At 72.2% G+C, this 22,585-nt stretch carries 23 protein-coding genes and 3 pseudogenes; 10 read left to right on the top strand and 16 right to left on the bottom strand.

The window, feature by feature from the left end; all coding sequences use genetic code 11:
- Window positions 1-6 precede the first annotated feature (6 nt).
- Window positions 7-684 (bottom strand): two-component system response regulator AfsQ1, encoded by a 678-nt coding sequence (afsQ1, locus tag JF597_RS20645; RefSeq protein WP_293996743.1) that lies wholly within the window; start codon window positions 682-684, stop codon window positions 7-9.
- 253 nt (window positions 685-937) lie between these two features.
- On the opposite strand from afsQ1, the gene JF597_RS20640 reads away from it, so the two are divergent.
- Window positions 938-1,675 (top strand): SigE family RNA polymerase sigma factor, encoded by a 738-nt coding sequence (locus JF597_RS20640; RefSeq protein ID WP_293996741.1) that lies wholly within the window; start codon window positions 938-940, stop codon window positions 1,673-1,675.
- Between the two features lie 224 nt (window positions 1,676-1,899).
- Here the strand turns inward: JF597_RS20640 and JF597_RS20635 are convergent, their stop codons facing one another.
- Window positions 1,900-2,541 carry a uridine kinase gene (locus JF597_RS20635; protein ID WP_293996739.1) on the bottom strand — a complete coding sequence of 214 codons (642 nt, stop codon included), beginning with the start codon at window positions 2,539-2,541 and terminating at the stop codon, window positions 1,900-1,902.
- Between the two features lie 127 nt (window positions 2,542-2,668).
- Here JF597_RS20635 and JF597_RS20630 point away from each other — a divergent pair, with 127 nt between their 5' ends.
- Window positions 2,669-3,073 carry a hypothetical protein gene (locus JF597_RS20630; protein ID WP_293996737.1) on the top strand — a complete coding sequence of 135 codons (405 nt, stop codon included), beginning with the start codon at window positions 2,669-2,671 and terminating at the stop codon, window positions 3,071-3,073.
- An 80-nt stretch (window positions 3,074-3,153) separates the two neighbouring features.
- Here JF597_RS20630 and JF597_RS20625 read toward each other — a convergent pair whose 3' ends face one another.
- The 3 genes from JF597_RS20625 to deoC are packed head-to-tail and all read right to left on the bottom strand — an operon-like array spanning window position 3,154 to window position 6,433.
- On the bottom strand, window positions 3,154-4,050 hold the full coding sequence (locus JF597_RS20625) for an aldehyde dehydrogenase family protein (RefSeq protein ID WP_293996735.1): 897 nt from the start codon (window positions 4,048-4,050) through the stop codon (window positions 3,154-3,156).
- Window positions 4,043-5,473, bottom strand: coding sequence for an aldehyde dehydrogenase family protein (locus JF597_RS20620; protein ID WP_293996733.1), 1,431 nt, complete (start codon window positions 5,471-5,473; stop codon window positions 4,043-4,045). Before JF597_RS20620 ends, JF597_RS20625 begins: the two co-directional genes overlap by 8 nt.
- A gap of 6 nt (window positions 5,474-5,479) precedes the next feature.
- Window positions 5,480-6,433, bottom strand: coding sequence for a deoxyribose-phosphate aldolase (deoC, locus tag JF597_RS20615; protein ID WP_293996832.1), 954 nt, complete (start codon window positions 6,431-6,433; stop codon window positions 5,480-5,482).
- Window positions 6,434-6,623: 190 nt separating this feature from the next.
- Between deoC and JF597_RS20610 the strand changes: the two genes are divergently transcribed.
- The 3 genes from JF597_RS20610 to JF597_RS20600 all read left to right on the top strand — a co-directional run bounded on the left by JF597_RS20610 (window position 6,624) and on the right by JF597_RS20600 (window position 8,633).
- A complete protein-coding gene (locus JF597_RS20610) occupies window positions 6,624-7,316 on the top strand; it encodes a PH domain-containing protein (protein WP_293996731.1) in 693 nt (230 codons plus the stop codon).
- Window positions 7,317-7,508: 192 nt separating this feature from the next.
- Window positions 7,509-7,964, top strand: coding sequence for an AzlD domain-containing protein (locus JF597_RS20605; protein WP_293996830.1), 456 nt, complete (start codon window positions 7,509-7,511; stop codon window positions 7,962-7,964).
- A gap of 42 nt (window positions 7,965-8,006) precedes the next feature.
- Window positions 8,007-8,633, top strand: coding sequence for a TetR/AcrR family transcriptional regulator (locus JF597_RS20600; protein ID WP_293996729.1), 627 nt, complete (start codon window positions 8,007-8,009; stop codon window positions 8,631-8,633).
- Here the strand turns inward: JF597_RS20600 and JF597_RS20595 are convergent.
- The 3 genes from JF597_RS20595 to JF597_RS20585 all read right to left on the bottom strand — a co-directional run bounded on the left by JF597_RS20595 (window position 8,620) and on the right by JF597_RS20585 (window position 10,168).
- Window positions 8,620-9,384 (bottom strand): SDR family oxidoreductase, encoded by a 765-nt coding sequence (locus JF597_RS20595; RefSeq protein ID WP_293996727.1) that lies wholly within the window; start codon window positions 9,382-9,384, stop codon window positions 8,620-8,622. The two genes, JF597_RS20600 and JF597_RS20595, sit on opposite strands and share 14 nt — an antisense overlap.
- A 104-nt stretch (window positions 9,385-9,488) precedes the next feature.
- On the bottom strand, window positions 9,489-9,692 hold the full coding sequence (locus JF597_RS20590) for a hypothetical protein (RefSeq protein WP_293996724.1): 204 nt from the start codon (window positions 9,690-9,692) through the stop codon (window positions 9,489-9,491).
- The gene (locus tag JF597_RS20585; protein WP_293996722.1) at window positions 9,689-10,168 is read right to left on the bottom strand and encodes a hypothetical protein; all 480 of its coding nucleotides are present in this window, start codon (window positions 10,166-10,168) and stop codon (window positions 9,689-9,691) included. Before JF597_RS20585 ends, JF597_RS20590 begins: the two co-directional genes overlap by 4 nt.
- 75 nt (window positions 10,169-10,243) lie before the next feature.
- On the opposite strand from JF597_RS20585, the gene JF597_RS20580 reads away from it, so the two are divergent.
- The gene (locus JF597_RS20580; RefSeq protein WP_293996720.1) at window positions 10,244-10,885 is read left to right on the top strand and encodes a hypothetical protein; all 642 of its coding nucleotides are present in this window, start codon (window positions 10,244-10,246) and stop codon (window positions 10,883-10,885) included.
- Between the two features lie 27 nt (window positions 10,886-10,912).
- On the opposite strand, the gene JF597_RS20575 is transcribed toward JF597_RS20580, so the two are convergent.
- Entirely contained in the window at window positions 10,913-11,254 is a 342-nt protein-coding gene (locus tag JF597_RS20575) for a helix-turn-helix transcriptional regulator (protein ID WP_293996718.1), read from the bottom strand.
- A gap of 103 nt (window positions 11,255-11,357) precedes the next feature.
- On the opposite strand from JF597_RS20575, the gene JF597_RS20570 reads away from it, so the two are divergent.
- Both JF597_RS20570 and JF597_RS20565 read left to right on the top strand, forming a co-directional pair.
- The gene (locus JF597_RS20570) at window positions 11,358-12,332 is read left to right on the top strand and encodes a zinc-binding dehydrogenase (protein WP_293996716.1); all 975 of its coding nucleotides are present in this window, start codon (window positions 11,358-11,360) and stop codon (window positions 12,330-12,332) included.
- 152 nt (window positions 12,333-12,484) lie between these two features.
- Window positions 12,485-12,934: pseudogene (locus JF597_RS20565) on the top strand (ATP-binding cassette domain-containing protein); the annotation flags it as partial.
- Between the two features lie 116 nt (window positions 12,935-13,050).
- On the opposite strand, the gene JF597_RS20560 reads toward JF597_RS20565, so the two are convergent.
- The 5 genes from JF597_RS20560 to JF597_RS20540 form a co-directional block, all read right to left on the bottom strand.
- Window positions 13,051-14,235, bottom strand: a complete 1,185-nt coding sequence (locus tag JF597_RS20560; protein WP_293996714.1) for a hypothetical protein — start codon at window positions 14,233-14,235, stop codon at window positions 13,051-13,053.
- A gap of 170 nt (window positions 14,236-14,405) precedes the next feature.
- Entirely contained in the window at window positions 14,406-16,043 is a 1,638-nt protein-coding gene (locus tag JF597_RS20555; RefSeq protein WP_293996712.1) for a phospho-sugar mutase, read from the bottom strand.
- A gap of 325 nt (window positions 16,044-16,368) precedes the next feature.
- Window positions 16,369-17,193 (bottom strand): purine-nucleoside phosphorylase, encoded by an 825-nt coding sequence (locus tag JF597_RS20550; RefSeq protein ID WP_293996710.1) that lies wholly within the window; start codon window positions 17,191-17,193, stop codon window positions 16,369-16,371.
- 148 nt (window positions 17,194-17,341) lie between these two features.
- Window positions 17,342-17,620 carry a hypothetical protein gene (locus JF597_RS20545; protein WP_293996708.1) on the bottom strand — a complete coding sequence of 93 codons (279 nt, stop codon included), beginning with the start codon at window positions 17,618-17,620 and terminating at the stop codon, window positions 17,342-17,344.
- Window positions 17,621-17,669: 49 nt separating this feature from the next.
- Complete coding sequence (locus JF597_RS20540; protein ID WP_293996706.1) at window positions 17,670-18,110, bottom strand: gamma-glutamylcyclotransferase; 441 nt, start codon at window positions 18,108-18,110, stop codon at window positions 17,670-17,672.
- 96 nt (window positions 18,111-18,206) lie between these two features.
- Between JF597_RS20540 and JF597_RS20535 the strand changes: the two genes are divergently transcribed.
- Entirely contained in the window at window positions 18,207-19,655 is a 1,449-nt protein-coding gene (locus tag JF597_RS20535) for an NAD(P)H-quinone dehydrogenase (protein WP_293996704.1), read from the top strand.
- A gap of 166 nt (window positions 19,656-19,821) precedes the next feature.
- Window positions 19,822-20,790, top strand: coding sequence for a DeoR/GlpR family DNA-binding transcription regulator (locus JF597_RS20530; RefSeq protein ID WP_293996702.1), 969 nt, complete (start codon window positions 19,822-19,824; stop codon window positions 20,788-20,790).
- Between the two features lie 116 nt (window positions 20,791-20,906).
- Here the strand turns inward: JF597_RS20530 and JF597_RS20525 are convergent.
- Window positions 20,907-21,183 (bottom strand): annotated as a pseudogene (locus JF597_RS20525) (TetR/AcrR family transcriptional regulator); the annotation flags it as partial.
- 40 nt (window positions 21,184-21,223) lie between these two features.
- Window positions 21,224-22,585 (bottom strand): annotated as a pseudogene (locus JF597_RS20520) (biotin/lipoyl-containing protein); the annotation flags it as partial.

Below are 22,585 nucleotides of genomic sequence, written 5' to 3'. Positions count from 1 at the left end.
CGGCCGTCACTGAGGGGCGTCCAGGCGGTAGCCGACACCCCGCACGGTACGGATCAGGGTCGGGGACGAGGGCACGTCCTCCACCTTGGCGCGCAGCCGCTGCACACACGCGTCCACCAGCCGGGAGTCACCGAGGTAGTCGTGCTCCCAGACCAGCCGCAGCAGCTGCTGCCGGGACAGCGCCTGCCCCGGCCGCCGGCTCAGTTCGAGCAGCAGCCGCAGCTCGGTCGGCGTCAACTGGAGATCCTCGCCGTTCTTCGTCACGGTCATCGCGTTGCGGTCGATGACGACGTTGCCGAAGGTCGCCGAGTCGGTGGACTCGCGCTCCCCGCGCCGCAGCACGGCCCGGATCCGGGCGTCGAGCACCCGCCCCTGGACCGGCTTGACGACGTAGTCGTCGGCACCGGACTCCAGCCCGACCACCACGTCGATGTCATCGCTGCGCGCGGTCAGCAGGATGATCGGCAGCTGGTCCGTGCGCCGGATCCGCCGGCACACCTCGAAACCGTCGATGCCGGGCAGCATGACATCGAGGACGATCAGATCGGGCCGCTGCTCACGCAACAGCTTCAGACCGTCCTCACCGGTCGCAGCGGTGGCCACCCGGTGACCCTGGCGCGTCAGAGAGAGCTCCAGGGCCGTACGGATGGCGTCGTCGTCCTCGATCAGCAACAGGGAAGGCACGGGCTCATTCTGGCCCATGCGGGCCCTGTCGTACGACCTGTGCGGCGCGCAGCTCCCCGCGAACCTCCGTACCGCCACCACCTGTGCACCTTCTGTGGACGCTCTGTGCCGGACCCCTGTGACAGGTCTGTGACAGTCGGCGGATACGGCCGTGAAGGTGGCCCGGCAGTCTTTTCGGCACGGGCAAGCGAGTGAACGCGGCGAGCGGCCCGAGCAAGCCGAACTACCGGAAGTCCACGACGGGGGGCGCGAGATGAACACGCTGATCAGCCACAGCACCAGCGCAGTGATCACGCGTCTGCACGACGTGAACCGGGGTTCCGAGAAGTCCGGTGCCGTGAGCGGGCGGGGGTGCGCTCGCGGCACCGGGCGTCAGCACACCGGTTTCATGACGGTGGTTGACGGCTTCACGGGGGAAGCACACGGGGGATCCGCCTGCAGGGAGGACGCGGGGGAGCGCCGCTCGCTGACCGAGGCGGAGTTCACTGCCTACGTCCAGGAGCGCCGCGCCTCCCTGTACGCGACCGCCTACCACCTGACCGGCGACCGCTACGAGGCCGAGGACCTGCTGCAGAGCGCGCTGTTCTCGACGTACCGGGCGTGGGACCGGATCAGCGACAAGGCGGCCGTGGGCGGCTACCTGCGCCGCACCATGACCAACCTGCACATCAGTGCCTGGCGGCGCCGCAAGCTCAACGAGTACCCGACCGAGGAACTGCCGGAGACGCCCGGCGACACGGACGCGATGAGCGGCACCGAGCTGCGCGCGGTCCTGTGGCAGGCGCTGTCCCGGCTCCCCGAACTCCAGCGCACCATGCTGGTCCTGCGCTACTACGAGGGCCGCACGGACCCGGAGATCGCGGAGATCCTCGACATCAGTGTCGGCACGGTGAAGTCCAGCATCTGGCGGTCGCTCCGCCGGCTGCGCGAGGACGAGGTCCTCAGCTTCGGCCGTGACGAGGAAGACGCCTTCGGGGAGCTCGTCGCCTGAAGGTATGGGGATCCGGGGGGATCCTGACGGGGGAGAACCGGGGGAACGGGGCCTGGGGGAGGGCCCGGGGGACCACGGGGAACACGGGGGAAGACGGGTCCGGGGGGACCCGGGGGGAAGCACGGGGGAGCTCCGCCACGGGGGACACGGGGGTGTTCGGCGGAGCGACGGGGAAGCGGGACTGGAGGGCCGGGGGGTCCATCCAGTCCCGCTTTTTTCTGCCGTTACGCCGGTGCCTGTGTCCGGTCCCGGCTCTGCCGGCCCACCGCTGCCGCCGCCATCCGGCCCAGTGCCTCGTCCCGGTCGCAGGGGTGGGCGCCCAGTGCCACCTGGCGGGCGACGATCGTGCGCTCCGCCCGCATCAGCCGCCAGCCGCGCCGCAGCAGGAACGGGACCGACTTGCGGCCCTCCTTGAGATCGCGCAGGAACCGACGGCGGAACGTCTTCACCGGGCCCCGGCTCAGGCAGAGCGCGTCGGCCAGCAGGCCCAGTTCGCGGCAGCGCTCCACGATCTCGGCGGCGAAGATGCCCTCGGCGATGAAGAGCGGGGTGCGGCCGATGTCCAGCGTCTCGGCGCCGGTGCGGGCGCTCCGTGCTATGTCGTAGACCGGTACGGGCGCCGTCCCCGTGGCACACAGCCGGCCGATCGCCTCGACCGCGACCTCCGCGTCCCAGGACTCCGGGTGGTCCCAGTCGATGTCCGAACTCCCCGCCACCAGCGGCAGAGTGGGGTCGTCGCCCTCCTTGTAGAAGTCGTCGAGGCGCAGCACGGGAAGCCCGGAACGGGCGGCGACCAGTGACTTGCCCGAACCGGAGGGGCCGCACAGCAGCACGACGCGGGCGGGGGACGGGGGATGAATGCTCACGGAACACCAGTTTGACGCATGGGGGGCCTCCTGCCGACCCCGCGGGTCGGCTTTGGAACGTGACTCACACCTCAACTACCCTGTGTGGCGACACGATTACTTCGCGTACCAGAAGGTGGCACCAGTGATGTCCCGACACGCGTCCTCCCCGACCCCGACCGCCAGGCGTGCCCTGACCGCCCTCGCCACGGCAGGTGTGGCGCTCGGCGCGGGCGCCGCGACGGCCGCCGCGGACACCCGGCCCGCGGTGGACGTGGTCCACACCCGCCCCACCTCGCTCGGCCACGTCGACCCGCAGGCGGGCGTGCGGGCGCTGGGCGCCGTGCTGCCGTACGTCACGGGGCCGGTGGCGGCCCTGAAGCCCAACCCCCTCGCGGGCACGGGTGTCGACCCGCTGGACAACGGGGTGGGCACGCAGCTCGCCGACTTCAAGCCACTGACGTCGAAGACGGTGACGGGCCCGGTGGCACAGGCGCCGTCGGTCGGGGCGATTCCGGTGGTGGGGCGGATCCTCGGAGGCGCCCGGAGCTGAGCGCCCCGTCAGGGGCGCTGGGGGTAGGAACTGCGCGACCAGCCACGGACGGCCCGCAGTTCCCCACCGGCAGGGGCGAATCAGTACGAAGAACCAGACGCTCCCAGCGCCCCGGTCGGGTGCCACACCGTCTTCGTCTCCAGGAACGCCGTCAGCCGCTCGGTCCCCGGGATCTCGGAGTAATCCACAGCCTGTGGACGCAACACGCGCTTGAGGTTGTCGGCCGCCGCGATCTCCAGCTCCTTGGCCAGCACCTCGTCGGCGCCCGCGAGGTCGATCGCGTTGACGTCCTGGTGCGCGGCCAGCGGCGCGGCGATCTCCGCCGTACGGCCGGAGAGGACGTTGACGACTCCGCCGGGGACGTCGGAGGTGGCGAGCACCTCGGCGAGGGAGAGGGCCGGGAGCGGCGCCTTCTCGCTGGCGACGACGACCGCCGTGTTGCCGGTCGCGATCACGGGCGCGACCACCGACACCAGGCCCAGGAACGACGACTCCTGCGGGGCCAGCACGGCGACCACGCCCGTCGGCTCGGGGGAGGAGAGGTTGAAGAAGGGGCCCGCGACCGGGTTGCCGCCGCCGGCCACCTGGGCGATCTTGTCGGTCCAGCCCGCGTACCAGACCCAGCGGTCGACGGTCGCGTCCACGACCGCGGCCGCCTTGGACTTGCCGAGGCCCTCCGCGTCGGCGACCTCGCGCACGAACTGGTCCCGGCGGCCCTCCAGCATCTCCGCGACGCGGTAGAGGACCTGGCCCCGGTTGTAGGCGGTGGCGCCCGCCCAGCCGCCGAACGCCTTGCGGGCGGCGACGACCGCGTCCCGGGCGTCCTTACGGCTGGACTGCGGTGCGTTGGCCAGCCAGTTGCCCTTCGAGTCCGTCACCTCGTACACCCGGCCGCTCTCGGAACGCGGGAACTTCCCGCCGACGTACAGCTTGTAGGTCTTGAAGACGCTCAGACGCTCATTGGTGCGGTCAGACATCGAGGTACGCCTCCAGGCCGTGGCGGCCGCCCTCGCGGCCGAAGCCCGACTCCTTGTACCCGCCGAACGGCGAGGTCGGGTCGAACTTGTTGAACGTGTTGGACCAGACGACGCCGGCGCGCAGCTTGTTCGCGACGGCCAGGATCCGCGACCCCTTCTCGGTCCAGATGCCGGCGGAGAGGCCGTACTGCGTGTTGTTGGCCTTCGCCACCGCCTCGTCCGGGGTGCGGAAGGTGAGGACCGACAGCACCGGGCCGAAGATCTCGTCGCGGGCGATGGTGTGGGCCTGGGTGACGTTCGTGAAGAGCGTCGGGGCGAACCAGTAGCCGGAGGAGGGGAGTTCGCAGGCCGGGGACCAGCGCTCGGCGCCCTCCGCCTCGCCCTGGTCGGCGAGGGCGGTGATGCGGGCCAGCTGCTCGGCGGAGTTGATCGCGCCGATGTCGGTGTTCTTGTCCAGCGGGTCGCCGAGGCGGAGCGTGGACAGGCGGCGCTTGAGGGAGTCGAGCAGCTCGTCGTGGATCGACTCCTGGACGAGGAGGCGGGAGCCCGCGCAGCAGACCTGGCCCTGGTTGAAGAAGATCCCGGTGACGATGCCCTCGACGGCCTGGTCGATCGGGGCGTCGTCGAAGACGATGTTGGCGCCCTTGCCGCCCAGCTCCAGGGTGAGCTTCTTGCGGGTGCCCGCGACGGTGCGCGCGATCTCCTTGCCGACGGCGGTGGAGCCGGTGAAGGCGACCTTGTTGACGTCGGGGTGGGCGACGAGCGCGGCGCCCGCGTCGCCGTAGCCGGGCAGGATGTTGACGACGCCCCTGGGCAGGCCCGCCTGGCGGCAGATGTCCGCGAAGAAGAGCGCGGAGAGCGGGGTGGTCTCGGCGGGCTTGAGGACCACCGTGTTGCCGGTGGCGAGTGCCGGGGCGATCTTCCAGGCCAGCATCAGCAGCGGGAAGTTCCAGGGGATGACCTGGCCGGCCACGCCGAGCGGCTGCGGGTTCGCGCCGTAGCCCGCGTGGTCGAGCTTGTCGGCCCAGCCCGCGTAGTAGAAGAAGTGCGCGGCGACCAGGGGGAGGTCGGCGTCGCGCGTCTCCTTGATGGGCTTGCCGTTGTCCAGTGTCTCCAGGACGGCGAGCTCACGGCTGCGCTCCTGGATGATCCGGGCGATGCGGAACAGGTACTTCGCGCGCTCGGAGCCCGGCAGCGCGGACCACTTCTCGAACGCCTTGCGGGCGGCCTTCACGGCCCGGTCCACGTCCTCGGCGCCGGCCCGCGCGACCTCGGACAGCACCTCCTCGGTGCTGGGGCTGACGGTCTTGAAGACCTTGCCGTCGGCCGCGTCCGTGAACTCGCCGTCGATGAAGAGACCGTAGGAGGGTGCGATGTCGACGACGGAGCGGGACTCGGGCGCCGGTGCGTACTCGAAAGTCATGGGGGATCAGTCCACCGTCACGTAGTCGGGGCCGGAGTAGCGGCCGGTGGCCAGCTTCTGACGCTGCATCAGCAGGTCGTTCAGGAGCGAGGAGGCGCCGAAGCGGAACCAGTGGTTGTCCAGCCAGTCCTCGCCCACGGTCTCGTTCACCAGGACGAGGAACTTGATCGCGTCCTTGCTGGTCCGGATCCCGCCGGCGGGCTTGACCCCGACCTGGACGCCGGTCTGCGCCCGGAAGTCGCGCACGGCCTCCAGCATGAGGAGGGTGTTGGCCGGGGTGGCGTTGACGGCGACCTTGCCGGTGGACGTCTTGATGAAGTCGGCGCCCGCGAGCATGCCCAGCCAGGAGGCCCGTCGGATGTTGTCGTACGTCGACAGTTCGCCGGTCTCGAAGATGACCTTGAGGCGGGCCGAGGTGCCGCAGGCCTCGCGTACGGCGGTGATCTCGTCGTACACCTTCAGGTAGTGCCCCGCGAGGAACGCGCCGCGGTCGATGACCATGTCGATCTCGTCGGCGCCCGCGGCCACGGCGTCCCGCACGTCGGCGAGCTTGACGTCGAGCGCGGCGCGGCCGGCCGGGAAGGCGGTGGCGACGGAGGCGACCTTGACGGACGAGCCGGCGACGGCCTCCTTCGCGGTGGCCACCATGTCGGGGTAGACGCAGACGGCGGCCGTGGCGGGGGTCGTACGGTCCGTGGGGTCCGGATGGACCGCCTTGGCGCCGAGCGCCCGGACCTTGCCCGGGGTGTCCGCGCCTTCCAGCGTCGTCAGGTCGACCATCGAGATGGCGAGGTCGATGGCGTACGCCTTCGCGGTGGTCTTGATCGAACGGGTGCCGAGCGAGGCGGCACGCGCCTCCAGGCCGACCGCGTCGACGCCGGGCAGCCCGTGGAGGAAGCGGCGCAGCGTGCTGTCGGACGCGGTGACGTCAGCAAGTGCGTGGGGTGCGGTGGTGGGCATGGTCACCAGCCGAGCATATCTACGCGCGTAGCGGCTGTACACCCCGTCGGAACGGTTCTTCTTGAGGTGGAACGCGTCCGCGCCCTGAAAGGGTGCCGGGATGCGCGAGCAACCGCATACGACACACACTCCCATACGGCGATGCCGCCCCCACGGCGCCCCCGCGCACGCCTGAGGCAGAATCGGCGCTATGACCACGCCCCTCGTCAAGGACCGCATCTACCGCTCGCCCCAGGCGCTCGTCGGCGGCGTACTGCTCCTCGTCATCGTCGGCTGGCTCGGCATCGACGCACTGTTCCGGGGCCACGGCCACACCCCGTGGCTGGCCCTCGCCGCGCTCATCCTCATCGTGCCCCTGATCGTGGCCTTCACCCTGCGCCCCGCGGTGTTCGCGGGCGAGGACCGGCTGCGCGTGCGGAACCCGTTCCGGGCGGTCACGCTGCCGTGGGGAGAGATCGCCTCCCTGCGGTCCGGCTACTCGAACGAGGTGGTCGTCAAGTCCGGCGCGAAGTACCAGCTGTGGGCGATCCCGGTGTCCCTGCGGGGCCGCAAGAAGGCGGCGCGGCGACAGGTGAAGTCGGAGGCGGACGCCCGGCGCGGGCGCACGGCGGGCGGGACGCGGTTCGGCGCTGGGCGCGGGCTCGGTGGTTTCGACGGGTTCGGCGGCTTCGGCGGTGCCGGGGGGCGGGTCGAGCCCGATCACGAGGCCGGGCCGATGCGCGCCGAGACCGACAAGGTCATGGACGACCTGCGGGAGATGCTGGAGAGCAGGGGCCCGGCGGAGTCCGCGCAGGGTGAGGTCACGGTGCGATGGGCGTACGAGGTGGTCGCGCCGGCGGTGGCAGGGGCGGTACTGCTGGCCATCCTGCTGGCGATGGGCTGAGCCCGGCCCGGCCGGCCCACGCGTCGGCCTGCGGCTTGTGTGGCGGCGCGTCGATGCCTGAGGTCCGTGGTGGCTGCGTCGCGCCTCCTCGTCCGGCAAGGCCGACGGCTGCCGCCGGGCGTGGGCTGAGCTCTACCCGGCCGGCCCACGCGGCGGCATGTGGCTCGCGCCGGGGCCTGCGGCCCGCGTGGGATGCGGCGCCGGATCGTCGAACAGCTTCACGAGGGTGCTCGGCCCCGCCGAGGCCGCATCGCAGGCGATGACTGGCGCGGAACGGAACGCGGCCGAGCGCTCGCCGACGAGCCGCAGGGGTGCGGGCAACCCACGTGTCCCGCACGCTGGCTCTCCTCACCGGCCCCGGGCTACCGCCGCCGATGCCGACGGGTTCTCTTTCCGTGGCCTCTGTTCCGTGTGCGGCGTCCAGGGGTGTGTGCGCAGCCTCGGCACCCGGATGCGGCCGGCGTGATGGTGATCCTGTTCGTCCACTGCCTGCGCGATCTGCCGCTGACCCAGCCCCGCGGCACCGCACCCCTCGCCGCGCTCGCGGTCACCGTCGGACTGCACCTGTGGCGCCGCAACGCCCTGCTGAGCATCATCGGCGGCACCGCCGTCAGCGTGGCCCTGGCCAGCACCCTCTTCGCGGCCTGAGCCCTACAGTGGACTGGACGGTCCACAGTGCGGAGGCGGGCGATGCGGCGCAAGGAACTGACGGCCAAGGGGAAGGCCACCCGGCGCCGGATCGTCGAGGGGGCCGCCGAGGTGCTGCGGGAACAGGGCGTCGGCTCGGTGACCCTCGAGGACGTCATGGCGCGGACGGGCACCAGCAAGAGCCAGCTCTTCCACTACTTCCCGGACGGCAAGGACGAACTGCTGCTCGCTGTCGCGCGGTTCGAGGCGGAGCAGGTGCTGGAGGACCAGCAGCCGTATCTGGGCCGCCTCGACTCCTGGGAGGACTGGCGGCGATGGCGGGACGTGGTGATCGACCGCTACGAGGCACAGGGTGACACCTGCCCGCTCGGGTCGCTGTTCCTCCAGGTCGGGCGCTCGACGCCGGGTGCGCGGGCGATCGTGGTCGAGCTGATGCGGCAGTGGCAGGAGAGCCTGGCGGCGGGCATCCGCGCGGTCCGGGCGGACTACGGCCCCGGGGCCGACGTGGATGTCGACGCGCGGGCCGCCGCCCTGCTCGCCGCGATCCAGGGCGGCGTGTCCATCCTCCTGGCGACGGGACGGTCCGCCCATCTGCGGGCCGCCCTCGACCAGGGGATCGCGGACCTGCGGCGCGACCTGGACCCCGCCGCGGCGGCTACGCCGCGATGACCGCCGCGGTCGTACGGCCGCCGTCCACGTCGAGCACGATCCCGTGCACGAACGACGACTCGTCGGCCGCCAGGTACACGGCCGCGCTCGCGATCTCCTCCGGCGTGCCCATCCGGCCCGCCGGCGTCCCCCTCATCATGACCTCGGCGACACCGGCGTCCGCGGCGTCCGCCGCCAGCACCACACCCGGCGAGATCGCGTTCACCCGCACCCCCTGCGGCCCGAACTCGGCCGCCCAGGCCCGGGTCAGCGTCTCCATGGCCCCCTTCGTGGAGCTGTACAGCGCACCGACGGGCACGCCGAGCCGCACGATCCAGGACCCCAGGTTGACGATCGCCCCGCCCCCGGCCGCCGTCATCGCGGGCGCGACGGCCGCCGTCAGGAAGAACGGGGCCTTGACGTTGACCGCGTAGACCTGGTCGAAGGTCTTCTCGTCGGTGGCCTGGGTGGTGTCGCCGGGGTAGATGCCCGCGTTGTTGACGAGCACGTCGATGCGGCCGCCCAGAACCCGCGTCGCCTCCTCGGCGAGCGCCCGCGAGGCAGCGGCGCTGCCGTCCAGGTCGGCCCGCACGAAGTCGGCACGTCCGCCGAGGGCGCGGATCCCGTCCACCACCTCGGCCCCACGCCCGGCGCTCCGCCCCGAGACGACGACATGCGCCCCCTCGCCGGCGAACGCCTCCGCGATCGCCCGCCCGATGTTGCTGGTCGCGCCCGTCACGAGCGCGGTCTTTCCCGCCAGTCGCATCCCCATGATCAACCCTCCGTGCCACTCGGTTCCCCGTCAGGTGCGGACCACTGTGCGCCGACAAAAATGGACCAGCAAGTCCAGAAAGCGCCCGCCGGGCACGCCGGGAGTTACGGCCTGTCGTGTCGCCGTCCTGCCGCCGTCGGCGTCGGTCCGGGGCCGGTGCGCAAGGTGATCCAGGTGCGGTGGGCGTTCTCTCGTGCTTGCCGGGCGAGGTCTTCCCAGCCCTTGGCCGAGGCGGCATCGGCGAAGCGGACCTCCCGGTGGCCGTCCGGCGCCGGTGGCGCGGCGCGGTAGCCGCGGCCCGCGGTCACGTGACGTCCCGAGGACCGGGGGCGGGGCCGTAGTTTTCGCCGTGATCCCTGGTCAGTGCCGCCAGCAGGTCGGCGTCGGAGTGGACCTCGGCGGTGTGCTGCCAGGCGATGAGCAACCGGGCGACGGAGGCGCTGTTGCCGACCGAGTCGGCGGCGCGCATGGTGTCGACCAGTTCGACGGCGAAGGCGTGGAGATCGGGCTCCGGCAGGAATCTGACCCAGGGGAAGGCGTCCGGCAGGATGCCGAGGAGCAACTCCATGCTGCCGGGTTCCCGGCGCGCCATCGCGGCCAGTATCCGGGTGGCCGCCGACACCACGGTCTGGTCCTGCTCGGCTCGCGCGGCGGTGGTGAGGACCAGGTCCTCGCCGTCTCTGCGGTGCAGGAGCAGTCTCGGCGACTCCTGGAGCCGGGCAAGCGTCTGCTTGTTCTTGTTCACCAGCTCGGAGAAGTTCACGGCTGCCCTCTCGGCACTCATGACTTTGAAATTACTTCGAAACTCCCTCCCGTGCCATCACGCCTACGGGTGATCGCGCGGCGGTACGTTGTGGCGATGACCGATTCCCTGCCGCCCGGCGGCGTGGTTCTCGATGCGGCCGAACTGGCCGCCCGCTGGGCGGACGCCTGGCGGCCGGAACAGGTCGCGGAGCGGTTGGGCGGGGTCGGCGTGCCCTGGTGTGTTGCGGCGGGGTGGGCGCTGGACCTGTTCCGCGGCGGCCAGTCGCGGCCCCACGGGGATCTGGAGATCGCGGTGCCCGTGGCGGGGTTCGCGGAGGTGCGCGAACGCTTCCGCGAGTACGCGTTCGACGCGGTGGGCTCGGGACGCGTCTGGGCGGCGGCAGGGGACGAGGCGCTCGCGGCGACGCACCAGACATGGGTGCGGGATCCGGCGAGCGGCCGGTTCCTCTTCGACGTCTTCCGTGAGCCGCACGAGGGCGGGACCTGGATCTGCCGACGGGACGAGAGCCTGCGGCTGCCGTACGACGTGGTCATCGGCAGGACTGCGGACGGCATCCCCTACCTGGTGCCGGAACTGGTGCTGTTGTTCAAGGCGAAGGAGCCGCGGCCCAAGGATCAGGAGGACTTCGACGGGGTTCTGCCGCTGCTGAGTCGGGAGCGGCGGGACGTTCTCGGCGCCTGGCTGACGCACATACATCCCGGACACCCGTGGCTGGCGAGACTGACGAGGCGGTGACGCGGACCGCGAACTCGTCACCGACGCCTACCTGTGCAGCGGCGGCTCCGTCTCCCGCAGGACGAGGTCGAGCAGCCCCGGGAAGCGGGCCTCGAACTCCGTTCGCCGTAGGCGGTTGACCCGGCGTGGGCCCTCGTCGCGCTGTTCGACGAGGCCGGCTGCCCGTAGTACGGAGAAGTGGTGGCTGAGGGCGGCCTTGCCGACGGGGACGTCGAAGCTGCCGCAGGTGCGGGACCACTCGGTGCTGGCGGCCAACTCCCTGACAAGGGTGAGGCGTACGGGGTCGGCGAGGGCGGCGAGCGCGGTGAGGACGGGTACCTCGTCGGGGTGGGTGTGCCCGGGGGCGGCCCGGTGGCTCGTGCCGGTCATGCCGTCCTCCTCGGCGCCGTGTTCCGCTTGCTGAGTGTTCGATGAAAACCATACACTCCCGAGTGTTCGATCCATGTTGAACACTCGCTGAGGGGTGTGTGCCATGCGCGCGGTCGAGTTGCAGGAGTACGGCGGTCCGGAGGTCCTGAAGGTGGTGGAGGCGGAGGTCCCCGAGCCGGGCCCCGGCGAGGTGAGCATCGACGTGGTCTACGCGGGCGTGAACTTCGCCGACCTCAAGGCGCGTTCGGAGGGCTACCGCGTGCCGGGGCTGCCGTTCCGTCCGGGGCTGGAGGTCTCGGGCCGGGTCAGGGCCCTCGGCGCCGGTGTCACGGACCTCGTCGTCGGCCAGGAGGTGGCCGCACTGACGCAGGGCGGCGCCTACGCGGACGTGGTCGTGACGGAGGCGGCGACCGTCTTCCCGCTGCCGGCGGGGGCGGACCTGCGCACCGGAGCCACGCTCCCGTCCGTCCTGCCCACGGCGTACGCCCTCCTGCACACCGTCGGGCGCCTCCAGCCCGGCGAGACCGTCCTCGTGCAGGGCGCCGCGGGCGGGGTAGGCACGGCGGCCGGGCAACTGGCGAAGGCGGCGGGCGCGGCCGCGGTGTACGGGGTGGTGTCGAGCGCGGCCAAGGCGGCGTATGCGCGGGACCACGGCTACGACGCGGTCTTCGTCGGCGACTTCGAGGAGCAGGTCGGGGAGGCCACCGGCGGCCGGGGCGTCGACCTGGCCCTCGATCCCGTCGGCGGCAGGACGCTGCGCGCGAGCCTGGCGTCGCTGGCCCGCTTCGGCCGCCTGGTCTCCTACGGCAACGCGAGCGGCGAACCGGCCTGGACGGCGGGCCAGCCGGAGCTGTATCCCCGGGGCCTGTCGGTCGCCGGTTTCTCCGTCCTGACGCTGGCGCAGACGGCGCCCGACGTGCTGCGGGAGCTGGCCGCCCGGGCCTTCGCGAAGGCGGCGGACGGCACGGTGACCCTGCCGGTCACGGCCGAGTTCGACCTGGAGGAGGCGGCGGAGGCGCACCGTCTGATGGGCGCCCGGACGAGCACGGGGAAGCTTCTGTTGCGGGTCGCGGGCTGACGGCGCCATCGGCCGTCGAAGGCCGGAACGGAACCGCGCGACCGAGGGGTCTGCCGGGGGCGGCGGTTCGGCCGCCGGTGAACGCCGGTCCGGGGCAGGGCCCGTCCGCATACCCTCTGGACCTGACTGATCAACGCGCGGTCGACGTCGGCGGCATGGTCCTGCTCGACGAGGCCGACATCTACGACCGCGGGCGCCGCATCACCCACGCCCGCCGCGAGATCGGCATGGTCTTCCAGAAGCCCCACCCCTTCCCCGCGATGTCGATCTACGACAACGTCGTCGCCGGCCTCAGGCTCAACGCCGTCAAGGTCGGCCGCGACGGCAAGGACGACCTGGTCGAGGAGTGCCTCACCAAGGCGGGCCTGCGAAAGGAGGTCAGGGACCGGCTCCGGCAGCCCGGCGGGGCGCTCTCGGGCGGCCAGCAGCAGCGGCTGTGCATCGCGCGCTCGCTCGCGGTACGGCCGCGGGTGCTGCTGATGGACGAGCCCTGCTCGGCGCTCGATCCGACGTCCACCCGCCATATCGAGGAGACCGTCCACGACCTCAAGGACGAGGTGACGGTCGTCATCGTCACCCACAACATGCAGCAGGCCGCCCGCGCCAGGACGAGAGGACCTCGGACTACGTGAACGGACGTTTCGGGCGACGGGGTGGCCGGGGGCGGGGGGCGGCGGCCGCCGCGGCGGCTCCGGCGGTGAGGGGCGGGACCGGCCGCTCACGGTGCGCTCGGCCACACCAGCAGCATGTACGCCCCGCAGTACGCCGAGCCCGCGACGGCCGCCGTCAGGGCGAGCACGCGTACGCGTGCCGAGGCGCGGGCGAGATACCCGGCCACCGGCAGCAGCAGCGGGAAGCCGGGGAGGAGGAAGCGGGCGCGCGGGAAGTAGACGCCGCCGCTGGCCACCACGATCAGCAGCAGGATCCCGGCGAAGACGAGCAGCGGGAGCGGTTGCCTGTCCCACACCGCGAGCCCGAACAGGACGACGGAGGCCAGCATCGTCAGGCTCACCACGACCAGGAACAGCTCCGGGCGCGAGACCTGCCCGAACAGGTGCCGCAGCCAGCGCACGGTCTCCGCGCCGCCGTCCAGCTCGTTGTGCCACATCCGCTGCACGGCGAAGTAGCCGTCCCAGCGCCGGAGTCTGACGCCCACCCAGCCGACGTACGCGCACCAGCCGAGGGGGGCCACCAGGGCCGCCGTCAGGGCGCGCGGGGAGAAGCGGGTGCGCAGGGAGAGCAGGGCGGCGACGGTGACGGCGGCGGCCACGGCGATGCCGGTCGGCCGGGTCAGGCCGGCCAGGACCGAGCCGGCCGCCGCGTACAGCCAGCGCTCGGCGAGTACCGCGTACAGCGTCCACGCGGCGAACGCCGTGAACAGGGACTCGGTGTAGCCCATCCACTGGACGAGTCCGACCGGGTACGCCGCCCAGAGGACCGTGAGCAGGACGCCGACCCGGCGGCCGGCCAGCCGGTCGCCCACCGCGAACACGCCCCAGGCCGCGAAGAGCGAGGCCAGCCACGACAGGGCCAGGCCGGTGCTGGCCCGGGTGCCCGGGGTCAGCACCGCGACGGCCTTGACCAGGAGCGGGTACAGCGGGAAGAACGCCAGGTTGTTGTGGTCGTACGCGATGCCGAGCGTGTGGGTGTACCCGTGGTCCGCGATGCCCAGGTACCAGCGGGAGTCCCACTGCGTCGCCAGCATCGGCCACACCCCGTGGTGGCGCCGGTGCGCCCAGACGGCGAACACCACCAGGCCGGTGAGGCGTACGGCGAGGTACGCGGTGAGTGCGGGAGCCGCCCGGCGCAGGGCGTGCCGGGGCACCGCCGCGGTGGGGAGGTGGGGTCGTCGGGTGCCCGGGATGTGCCCGTGGGGGGCGGTGTCGGGGGCGGTCGAGGACACGACGGCGGCTCCAGTACGACGGCTGCGGCGGGCGGTACCGGACGGGCGGTACCGGATCACCGTTCCCCGGGAGCCGGGGCGGGGCGCGGTGGGTGGGTCGGTCGCCGTGGCGAAATCACCCGTAGGGGTGCCCCTGGGGGAGGGGCACGAGGAGGGACACCCCTACGGGGTCAGATGCCTGCTGCCGTGGAGAGGTCCCGCTTGAGCGCGGCCAGGGTCCGGGCGGCCTGCGCGCGGGCCGACGGGAGGTCGGTGTGCGTGGCCACCGGGACCACCACCTCCAGGTAGCACTTCAGCTTCGGCTCGGTGCCGCTCGGGCGGACGACGACCCGGGCGCCGGTGAGGGTGTAGCGGAGGCCGTCGGTGGGGGGCAGCTTGTCCGTGCCACGGGTGAGGTCCTCGGCCCCGGTGACGGGGAGGCCGGCGAGTTCGGCCGGGGGGTGCTCGCGGAGGCGTCGCATCGCGTCGGCGATGACGGAGAGGTCCTCGACGCGGACCGAGAGCTGGTCGGTGGCGTGCAGGCCGTGTTCCACGGCGAGGTCGTCGAGGAGGTCGAGGAGGGTGCGGCCCTCCTCTTTGAGGACCGAGGCCAGTTCGGTGATCAGGAGGGCCGCGGTGATGCCGTCCTTGTCGCGGACGCCGTCGGGGTCGACGCAGTAGCCGAGGGCCTCCTCGTAGCCGTAGCGCAGGCCGTCGACGCGGGCGATCCACTTGAAGCCGGTGAGGGTCTCCTCGTAGGGGAGGTGCGCCTTCTCGGCGATGCGGCCGAGGAGGGAGGAGGAGACGATCGACTCGGCGAAGACGCCGGTGGCGCCGCGGCGGACCAGGTGGGCGGCGAGGAGGGCGCCGACCTCGTCGCCGCGGAGCATGCGCCATGCGCCGTCGTCCTTGACGGCGGCGGCGCAGCGGTCGGCGTCGGGGTCGTTGGCGATGATCAGGTCGGGGTCGGTCTCGCGGGCCTTCGCGAAGGCGAGGTCCATCGCGCCGGGCTCTTCCGGGTTGGGGAAGGCGACGGTCGGGAAGTCCGGGTCCGGGTCGGCCTGCTCGGTGACGAGGGTGGGGGCGGGGAAGCCGGCGCGGGCGAAGGCGGCGAGGAGGGTGTCCTTGCCGACGCCGTGCATGGCCGTGTAGACCGTGCGGGCGGTGCGGGGGGACGTCGGGGACAGGACGGCGTCCGTGCGGGCCAGGTAGGCCTCCAGGACCGTGTCGTCGAGGGTTTCCCAGCCGGTGTCGGGGCGGGGGACGTCGTGCAGGGTCGTGATCGCCTCGATCTCGGCGGCGATCTCGGCGTCGGCGGGCGGGACGATCTGGGAGCCGTCGCCGAGGTAGACCTTGTAGCCGTTGTCGCGGGGCGGGTTGTGGCTGGCGGTGACCTCCACGCCGGCGACCGCGCCGAGGTGCCGTATGGCGAACGCGAGGACGGGGGTGGGGAGGGGGCGGGGGAGTACGACGGCCTTGAGGCCGGCGCCGGTCATGACGGCCGCGGTGTCGCGGGCGAAGTCGGCGGACTTGTGGCGGGCGTCGTAGCCGATGACGACGGTGCCGGTGTCGGTGCCGTGGCCGTGGCTCTTCAGGTACGCGGCGAGGCCGGCGGCGGCGCGGATGACGACGGAGCGGTTCATGCGCATCGGGCCGGCGCCGAGTTCGCCGCGGAGGCCCGCGGTGCCGAACTGGAGGGTGCCGCTGAAGCGGGCGGACAGTTCGGTGAGGTCGCCGGAGTCGATGAGCTTGCCGAGCTCGTCGCGGGTCTCCGGGTCGGGGTCCTCGGTCTGCCAGGCTCGGGCCCGGGCGATGAGATCGTCGTGCACGGTCGTCGTCCAACCTCTCGTGGTGTGCCTGCGGCGCATCCGCGGCTTCGGTGGGGGTGCGCGTAGCGCCTACGGGTGGTGGTGGGTCGGGGCCGGGGCGGGGAGTCCCCGTCCTCGGACCGGCGGTGCTGTCTCTCGTGCCGTACGGGCCGACCGACGCCGGCCACTGCGGGCGGGAACTCCCCACCCCGTCCCCTTCCGACCGCGGGCGGCTTCAGCGCTGCGGGGGCGGGGGCCAGGTCTGTCTGTCGACGGTGGCTGCAGTGCCCCGTAAGGGGCGCTGGGGGCACCCCCGGCCGGAGGCTGGGGGAGGAACTGCGCGACCTCAGAGCCTGCCCAGCACCTGGGCCAGCAGCTGGCCCATGCGTGCCGCCGAGTCGCGGCCCGCCTGGAGGACCTCCTCGTGGTTGAGGGGCTCGCCGGTCATGCCCGCGGCGAGGTTGGTGACGAGGGAGATGCCGAGGACCTCGGCGCCCGCCTCGCGCGCAGCGATCGCCTCGAGGACCGTCGACATGCCCACCAGGTCCGCCCCGATCACGCGGGCCATGCGGATCTCGGCCGGCGTCTCGTAGTGCGGGCCGGGGAACTGCGCGTAGACGCCCTCTTCGAGGCTGGGGTCGATCTCCTTGCACAGGGCGCGCAGGCGGGGGGAGTAGAGGTCGGTGAGGTCGACGAAGTTGGCGCCGATGATGGGGGAGGTCGCCGTCAGGTTGATGTGGTCGCTGATGAGGACCGGCTGGCCGGGACGCATGCCCTCGCGCAGGCCGCCGCAGCCGTTGGTGAGGATGATCGTCTTGCAGCCGGCGGCCACGGCGGTGCGGACGCCGTGGGCGACGGCGGCGACCCCCCGGCCCTCGTAGTAGTGCGTGCGGCCCAGAAAGACCAGCGCGCGCTTGTCGCCGGAGGCGTACGAGCGGATCTTGCCGCCGTGTCCCGCTACGGCCGGCGGCGGGAAGCCGGGCAGCTCGGTGACCTGGAACTCGGCGTCGGGAGCGCCCAGGGCGTCGACGGCCGGCGCCCAGCCGGAGCCCATCACGAGGGCGACGTCGTGGGTGTCGGCGCCCGTGAGCTCGCGCAGGCGGGCGGCGGCCGCGTCGGCGGCGGCGTGGGGGTCGCCCTGGATGTCGTCCGGAAGGAGAGATGCGTTCACGCGGATGAGAGTAGCCGGTCCTGGCCTACGCGCGTAGATGACGGAGCTCATGGGATTGCGATCGTTGTCTTGTCGTTTCCGACGAGGGACGGTGGCGCCGGCAACCTTTGTGGTTGCTGTGAGAGGTCTTGCTGCTTTCGGAGTGCGGTCACTCCTCGGTGACGAGGACGTCCTTGTCGTTGAAGACCTCGACGATGAAGATCAGCAGGCGGCCACGGCTGACCGTGTACTCAACGAGGACGTTCTGGGTGAGGCGGATGGTCCGGTCGTCGCCCGTGGAGCTTATGGGGCGGGACACGGAGAGGAAGGGGTCGCGGGCGAGGAGGGCGATGCCCTTGTCGAACGCGATGCGCTGACGGTCCTCCAGCCGGTCGCGGGCGGCCGCGGCCTGCACGGTGTAGTAGACGTCGTACGTGGTGGGGGACATCTGCTCTCCCGTTGGTGCGTCGGTCACACAAGTGTAGGGACGCGGCGTCTCAGCAGGGCCGCTTGCGCAGCTCCATCACGTAATCGTGTGGTGCACCCGCGGACTCCGCCGCGTCCGCGATCTCGCCCAGGTAGCGGGCCGAGGGCAGGCCGCCCTCGTAGCCGTCGAGGACGTAGAGCCAGGCCGTCTCCTCGCCCTCCAGGGTGTGCACGCGCACGCGTGCGCGGCGGTAGATGCCCAGGCCGACGCCTTCCCAGCGGTCCATGGACTCCTCGTCCATCGGCGCGATGTCGTAGAGACCGACGAAGACCTGGGACATCGGGTCCTCGACGATCGTCGCCAGGGCGCCCTCCCAGCCCATCTGCTCGCCGCCGAAGGTCAGCCGCCATCCGTTCAGCCACCCGGTGGCGCGCAGGGGCGAGTGCGGGGCGCGGCGGGACATCAGCCGCGCGTCGAGATTGCCGGCGTACGCGGCGTAGAGCGACGACATGGGGAGAGGGTACGGCAGCCGTCCCGGGTGCCACTCCCGTCCCAGGCGGCGCCGGGTGGCGGCCCCGGGCAGTGGCACCTTGAAGCGTGCGGGACAATGGAGTACGTGACTCGGATCGTGATCATCGGTGGCGGACCCGGCGGCTATGAAGCGGCGCTGGTGGCCGCGCAGCTCGGCGCGGAGGTGACCGTCGTCGACTGCGACGGTCTGGGCGGAGCGTCGGTACTGACCGACTGCGTGCCGTCGAAGACCCTTATCGCTACGGCCGAGGTCATGACGACCTTCGATTCGTCGTACGAGGAATTGGGGATCATCGTCGCCGATGACACCCCGCCGCTGGAGCAGGCGGCCCGGGTGGTGGGTGTTGATCTGGGGAAGGTCAACCGGCGTGTGAAGCGGCTGGCGCTGGCGCAGTCGCACGACATCACGGCTTCGGTGACGCGTGCGGGTGCGCGGGTCATGCGGGGGCGGGGGCGGCTGGAGGGCATGCAGGCCCTGGACGGGTCGCGGAAGGTCGTCGTCGCGGCCGCCGACGGGAGCGAGGAGACGCTCGTCGCCGATGCGGTGCTGATCGCGACCGGCGGGCATCCGCGGGAGGTGCCCGACGCGCAGCCCGACGGCGAGCGCATCCTGAACTGGACCCAGGTCTACGACCTCACCGAGCTGCCCGAAGAACTGATCGTGGTCGGGTCGGGTGTGACCGGTGCCGAGTTCGCCGGTGCCTACCAGGCGCTGGGGTCCAGGGTCACTCTGGTGTCGTCCCGGGACCGGGTGCTGCCGGGTGAGGACCCGGACGCGGCCGCCGTCCTGGAGGACGTGTTCCGGCGGCGCGGCATGAACGTCATGGCGCGTTCGCGGGCGGCCGCGGCCAAGCGGGTCGGGGGCCGGGTCGAGGTGACGCTCGCGGACGGGCGGGTCATCAGCGGGTCGCACTGCCTGATGGCCGTCGGTGCCATTCCGAACAGTGCGGGGCTGGGCCTGGAGGAGGCCGGCGTGAAGCTGCGCGACTCCGGGCACATCTGGACCGACAAGGTGTCGCGGACCACGGCTCCGGGGGTGTACGCCGCCGGTGACGTGACGGGTGTGTTCGCGCTGGCGTCGGTGGCCGCCATGCAGGGGCGGATCGCGATGTACCACTTCCTCGGTGACGCGGTGGCCCCGCTGAACCTGAAGACCGTGTCGTCGAACGTCTTCACCGACCCGGAGATCGCGACGGTGGGGTACACGCAGGCCGACGTGGACGCCGGCAAGATCGACGCCCGGGTCGTGAAGCTGCCGCTGCTGCGCAACCCGCGCGCGAAGATGCAGGGCATCCGGGACGGCTTCGTGAAGATGTTCTGCCGGCCGGGGACCGGCATCGTGGTGGGCGGCGTGGTCGTCTCGCCGCGGGCCTCGGAGCTGATCCATCCGATCTCGATCGCCGTCGACAACAATCTGACGGTCGAACAGATCGCGAACGCGTTCACCGTGTACCCCTCCCTTTCGGGGTCGATCGCCGAGGTGGCGCGGCAGTTGCACACCCGGAAGACCGGCAGCGAGGTCTGACGGCCGGAACCGACTCCCCGCTGGTCACGGGGAGTTGTCGGACATGCGTACGGCATAGTCGGGCGGGGTAGGCCCTATACCACTCCTGACCCTGCTGTGCGAACAACTTCTGCTATTCGGCGCAAACTGCTGAAAGCAGACGGTCGTTGGGGTTACTGTCAGTTTCGTGTTCGCTGCAGAACGTCGCCAATTGATCCTCGAAATGGTGCGAGCGAACGGGGCCGTGTCGCTCCGTGAGCTCGCCCGCGTCGTCCAGACCTCCGAAGTGACCGTACGGCGGGACGTGCGCGCACTGGAGGCAGAAGGACTCCTCGACCGCCGGCACGGCGGTGCGGTACTGCCGGGCGGGTTCACGCGGGAGTCCGGCTTTCCGCAGAAATCCCATCTCGCGACCGCCGAGAAGACGGCCATCGCCGATCTCGCCGCGGGCCTCGTCGAAGAGGGCGAGGCCATCGTGGTCGGTGCGGGTACCACCACGCAGGAACTCGCCCGCCGGCTGGCGAGAGTGCCCGGCCTGACCGTCGTCACCAACTCGCTGCTGGTGGCGCAGGCGCTGGCCCACGCCAACCGGGTCGAGGTCGTGATGACCGGCGGGACCCTCCGGGGCTCCAACTACGCGCTCGTCGGCTCCGGTGCGGAGCAGTCCCTGCAGGGCCTGCGCGTGTCGAAGGCCTTCCTGTCGGGGAGCGGCCTGACGGCCGAGCGGGGGCTGTCCACGTCCAACATGCTGTCGGCGTCCGTCGACCGCGCGCTGGTGCAGGCCGCCGCGGAGGTGGTCATCCTCGCCGACCACACCAAGCTCGGTACGGACACGATGTTCCAGACCGTGCCGACCGACGTCATCACCCGGCTGGTCACCGACGAGCCGCCACCCCACGACGACCGCGCGGGCACCGAGCTGCAGGCCCTGGCCGACCAGGGGGTGCAGATCGCCGTGGCCGGGGCGTCCGGAAACCCGGGGGGTGATCAGGTCCCGGCGCGCCAGCAGCATCAACAGCGTCGGGACGTCGCCCTGCCGGGGCCGCGGCGGAGTCAGGGGCCGGGGGCTGCGGGGCTGCGGTCGGCCTCGATGCTCCAGGGAGAGCCGCCGTCGGCGGCCGAGCGGGGGCGGGTCGCCGATATGCGGCGGCGGTGAGGGGGCCTGCGGGCCCAGGCGCCGTGGGGGTCCATGTGGATGGGTGGGTGCGGGTCGTGTGTGGTTGCTCGCGCCGTTCCCCACGCCCCTAAGGGGGCAGTGCTTCCGTCTGAGGCCGGGTCTCCCGGTGACTCCTCCGCTGCCAGGGCGATGGCGCGGGTGAGTCGGAGCAGGCCGGTCATCTGTACGTCGGCCCGTACCGTGCCCGCTTTCTGAGCTCACGCCGGCAGGGCCGCTCCCGCCTCCCGCATCGGGGTGCCGCAGCGGGACAGGGCGGCAACTCGCGGGCCCTGGACGGGATTTCACGCGCCGCGTCCTCGAAGACCGCGCTCATCAGGGCGGGCCGGTCGGGAAGTGGCGGTAGCGGGTGCCGATGCCCAGGCCCGCCCGGCGAACGGGTGATGTTCGCCGGGCGGTGTGGTGCGGGGTGGCGTCAGTCCTTGATCTCGCAGATCACGGCGCCGGAGGTGAGGGAGGCGCCGACCTCGGCGGCGAGGCCCTTGACGGTGCCGGACTTGTGGGCGTTGAGGGGCTGCTCCATCTTCATCGCCTCGAGTACGACGATCAGGTCGCCCTCCTTGACCTCCTGGCCCTCCTCGACCGCGACCTTCACGATCGTGCCCTGCATGGGCGAGGCGAGGGTGTCGCCGGAGGCGGCCGGGCCGGACTTCTTGGCGGCGCGGCGCTTGGGCTTGGCGCCGGCGGCGAGGCCGGTGCGGGCCAGGGTCATGCCCAGGGACGCCGGCAGGGAGACCTCCAGGCGCTTGCCGCCGACCTCGACGACGACCGTCTCGCGGCCGGTCTCCTCCTCGGCCTCGGCGTCGGCCGGGGCGGTGAAGGGCTTGATCTCGTTGACGAACTCGGTCTCGATCCAGCGGGTGTGGACCGTGAAGGGGTCCTCGGAGCCGGTCAGCTCGGGGGCGAACGCGGGGTCGCGGACGACGACGCGGTGGAACGGGATCGCCGTGGCCATGCCCTCGACCTGGAACTCGTCCAGGGCGCGGGCGGCCCGCTGCAGGGCCTCCGCGCGGGTGCGGCCGGTGACGATCAGCTTGGCCAGGAGGGAGTCCCAGGCGGGGCCGATGACCGAGCCGGCCTCCACGCCCGCGTCCAGGCGGACACCGGGGCCGGAGGGGGCGTCGAAGCGGGTGACGGTGCCGGGGGCGGGTCCGGAACATCTCGCGGACCAGGTCGATGCCGGCGACCTCCTCGGTCACCGGGTGCTCGACCTGGAGGCGGGTGTTGACCTCCAGGAAGGAGATCGTGCCGTCCTGGCCGACCAGGAACTCGCAGGTGCCCGCGCCGACGTACCCGGCCTCCTTGAGGATGGCCTTGGAGGCGCGGTACAGCTCGGCGAGCTGGGCCTCGGAGAGGAACGGCGCGGGGGCCTCCTCGACCAGCTTCTGGTGGCGGCGCTGCAGCGAGCAGTCGCGGGTGGAGACGACCACCACGTTGCCGTGGGTGTCGGCCAGGCACTGGGTCTCCACGTGCCGGGGGCGGTCCAGGTAGCGCTCCACGAAGCACTCGCCGCGTCCGAAGGCGGCCACCGCCTCACGGACGGCGGAGTCGTACAGCTCCGGGACCTCTTCGAGGGTGCGGGCGACCTTCAGGCCGCGCCCGCCGCCGCCGAAGGCCGCCTTGATGGCGATCGGCAGGCCGTGCTCCTCGGCGAAGGCCACGACCTCGTCCGCACCGCTCACCGGGTCCGGGGTGCCGGCCACCAGCGGGGCGCCGGCGCGCTGGGCGATGTGCCGGGCCGCGACCTTGTCGCCGAGGTCGCGGATCGCGGACGGCG

Origin of the sequence: Streptomyces sp., assembly GCF_019510245.1 — a bacterium.
In the GTDB taxonomy this organism is placed as follows: Bacteria; Actinomycetota; Actinomycetes; order Streptomycetales; family Streptomycetaceae; genus Streptomyces.
This window is presented reverse-complemented; position numbering and strand designations above follow the sequence as displayed.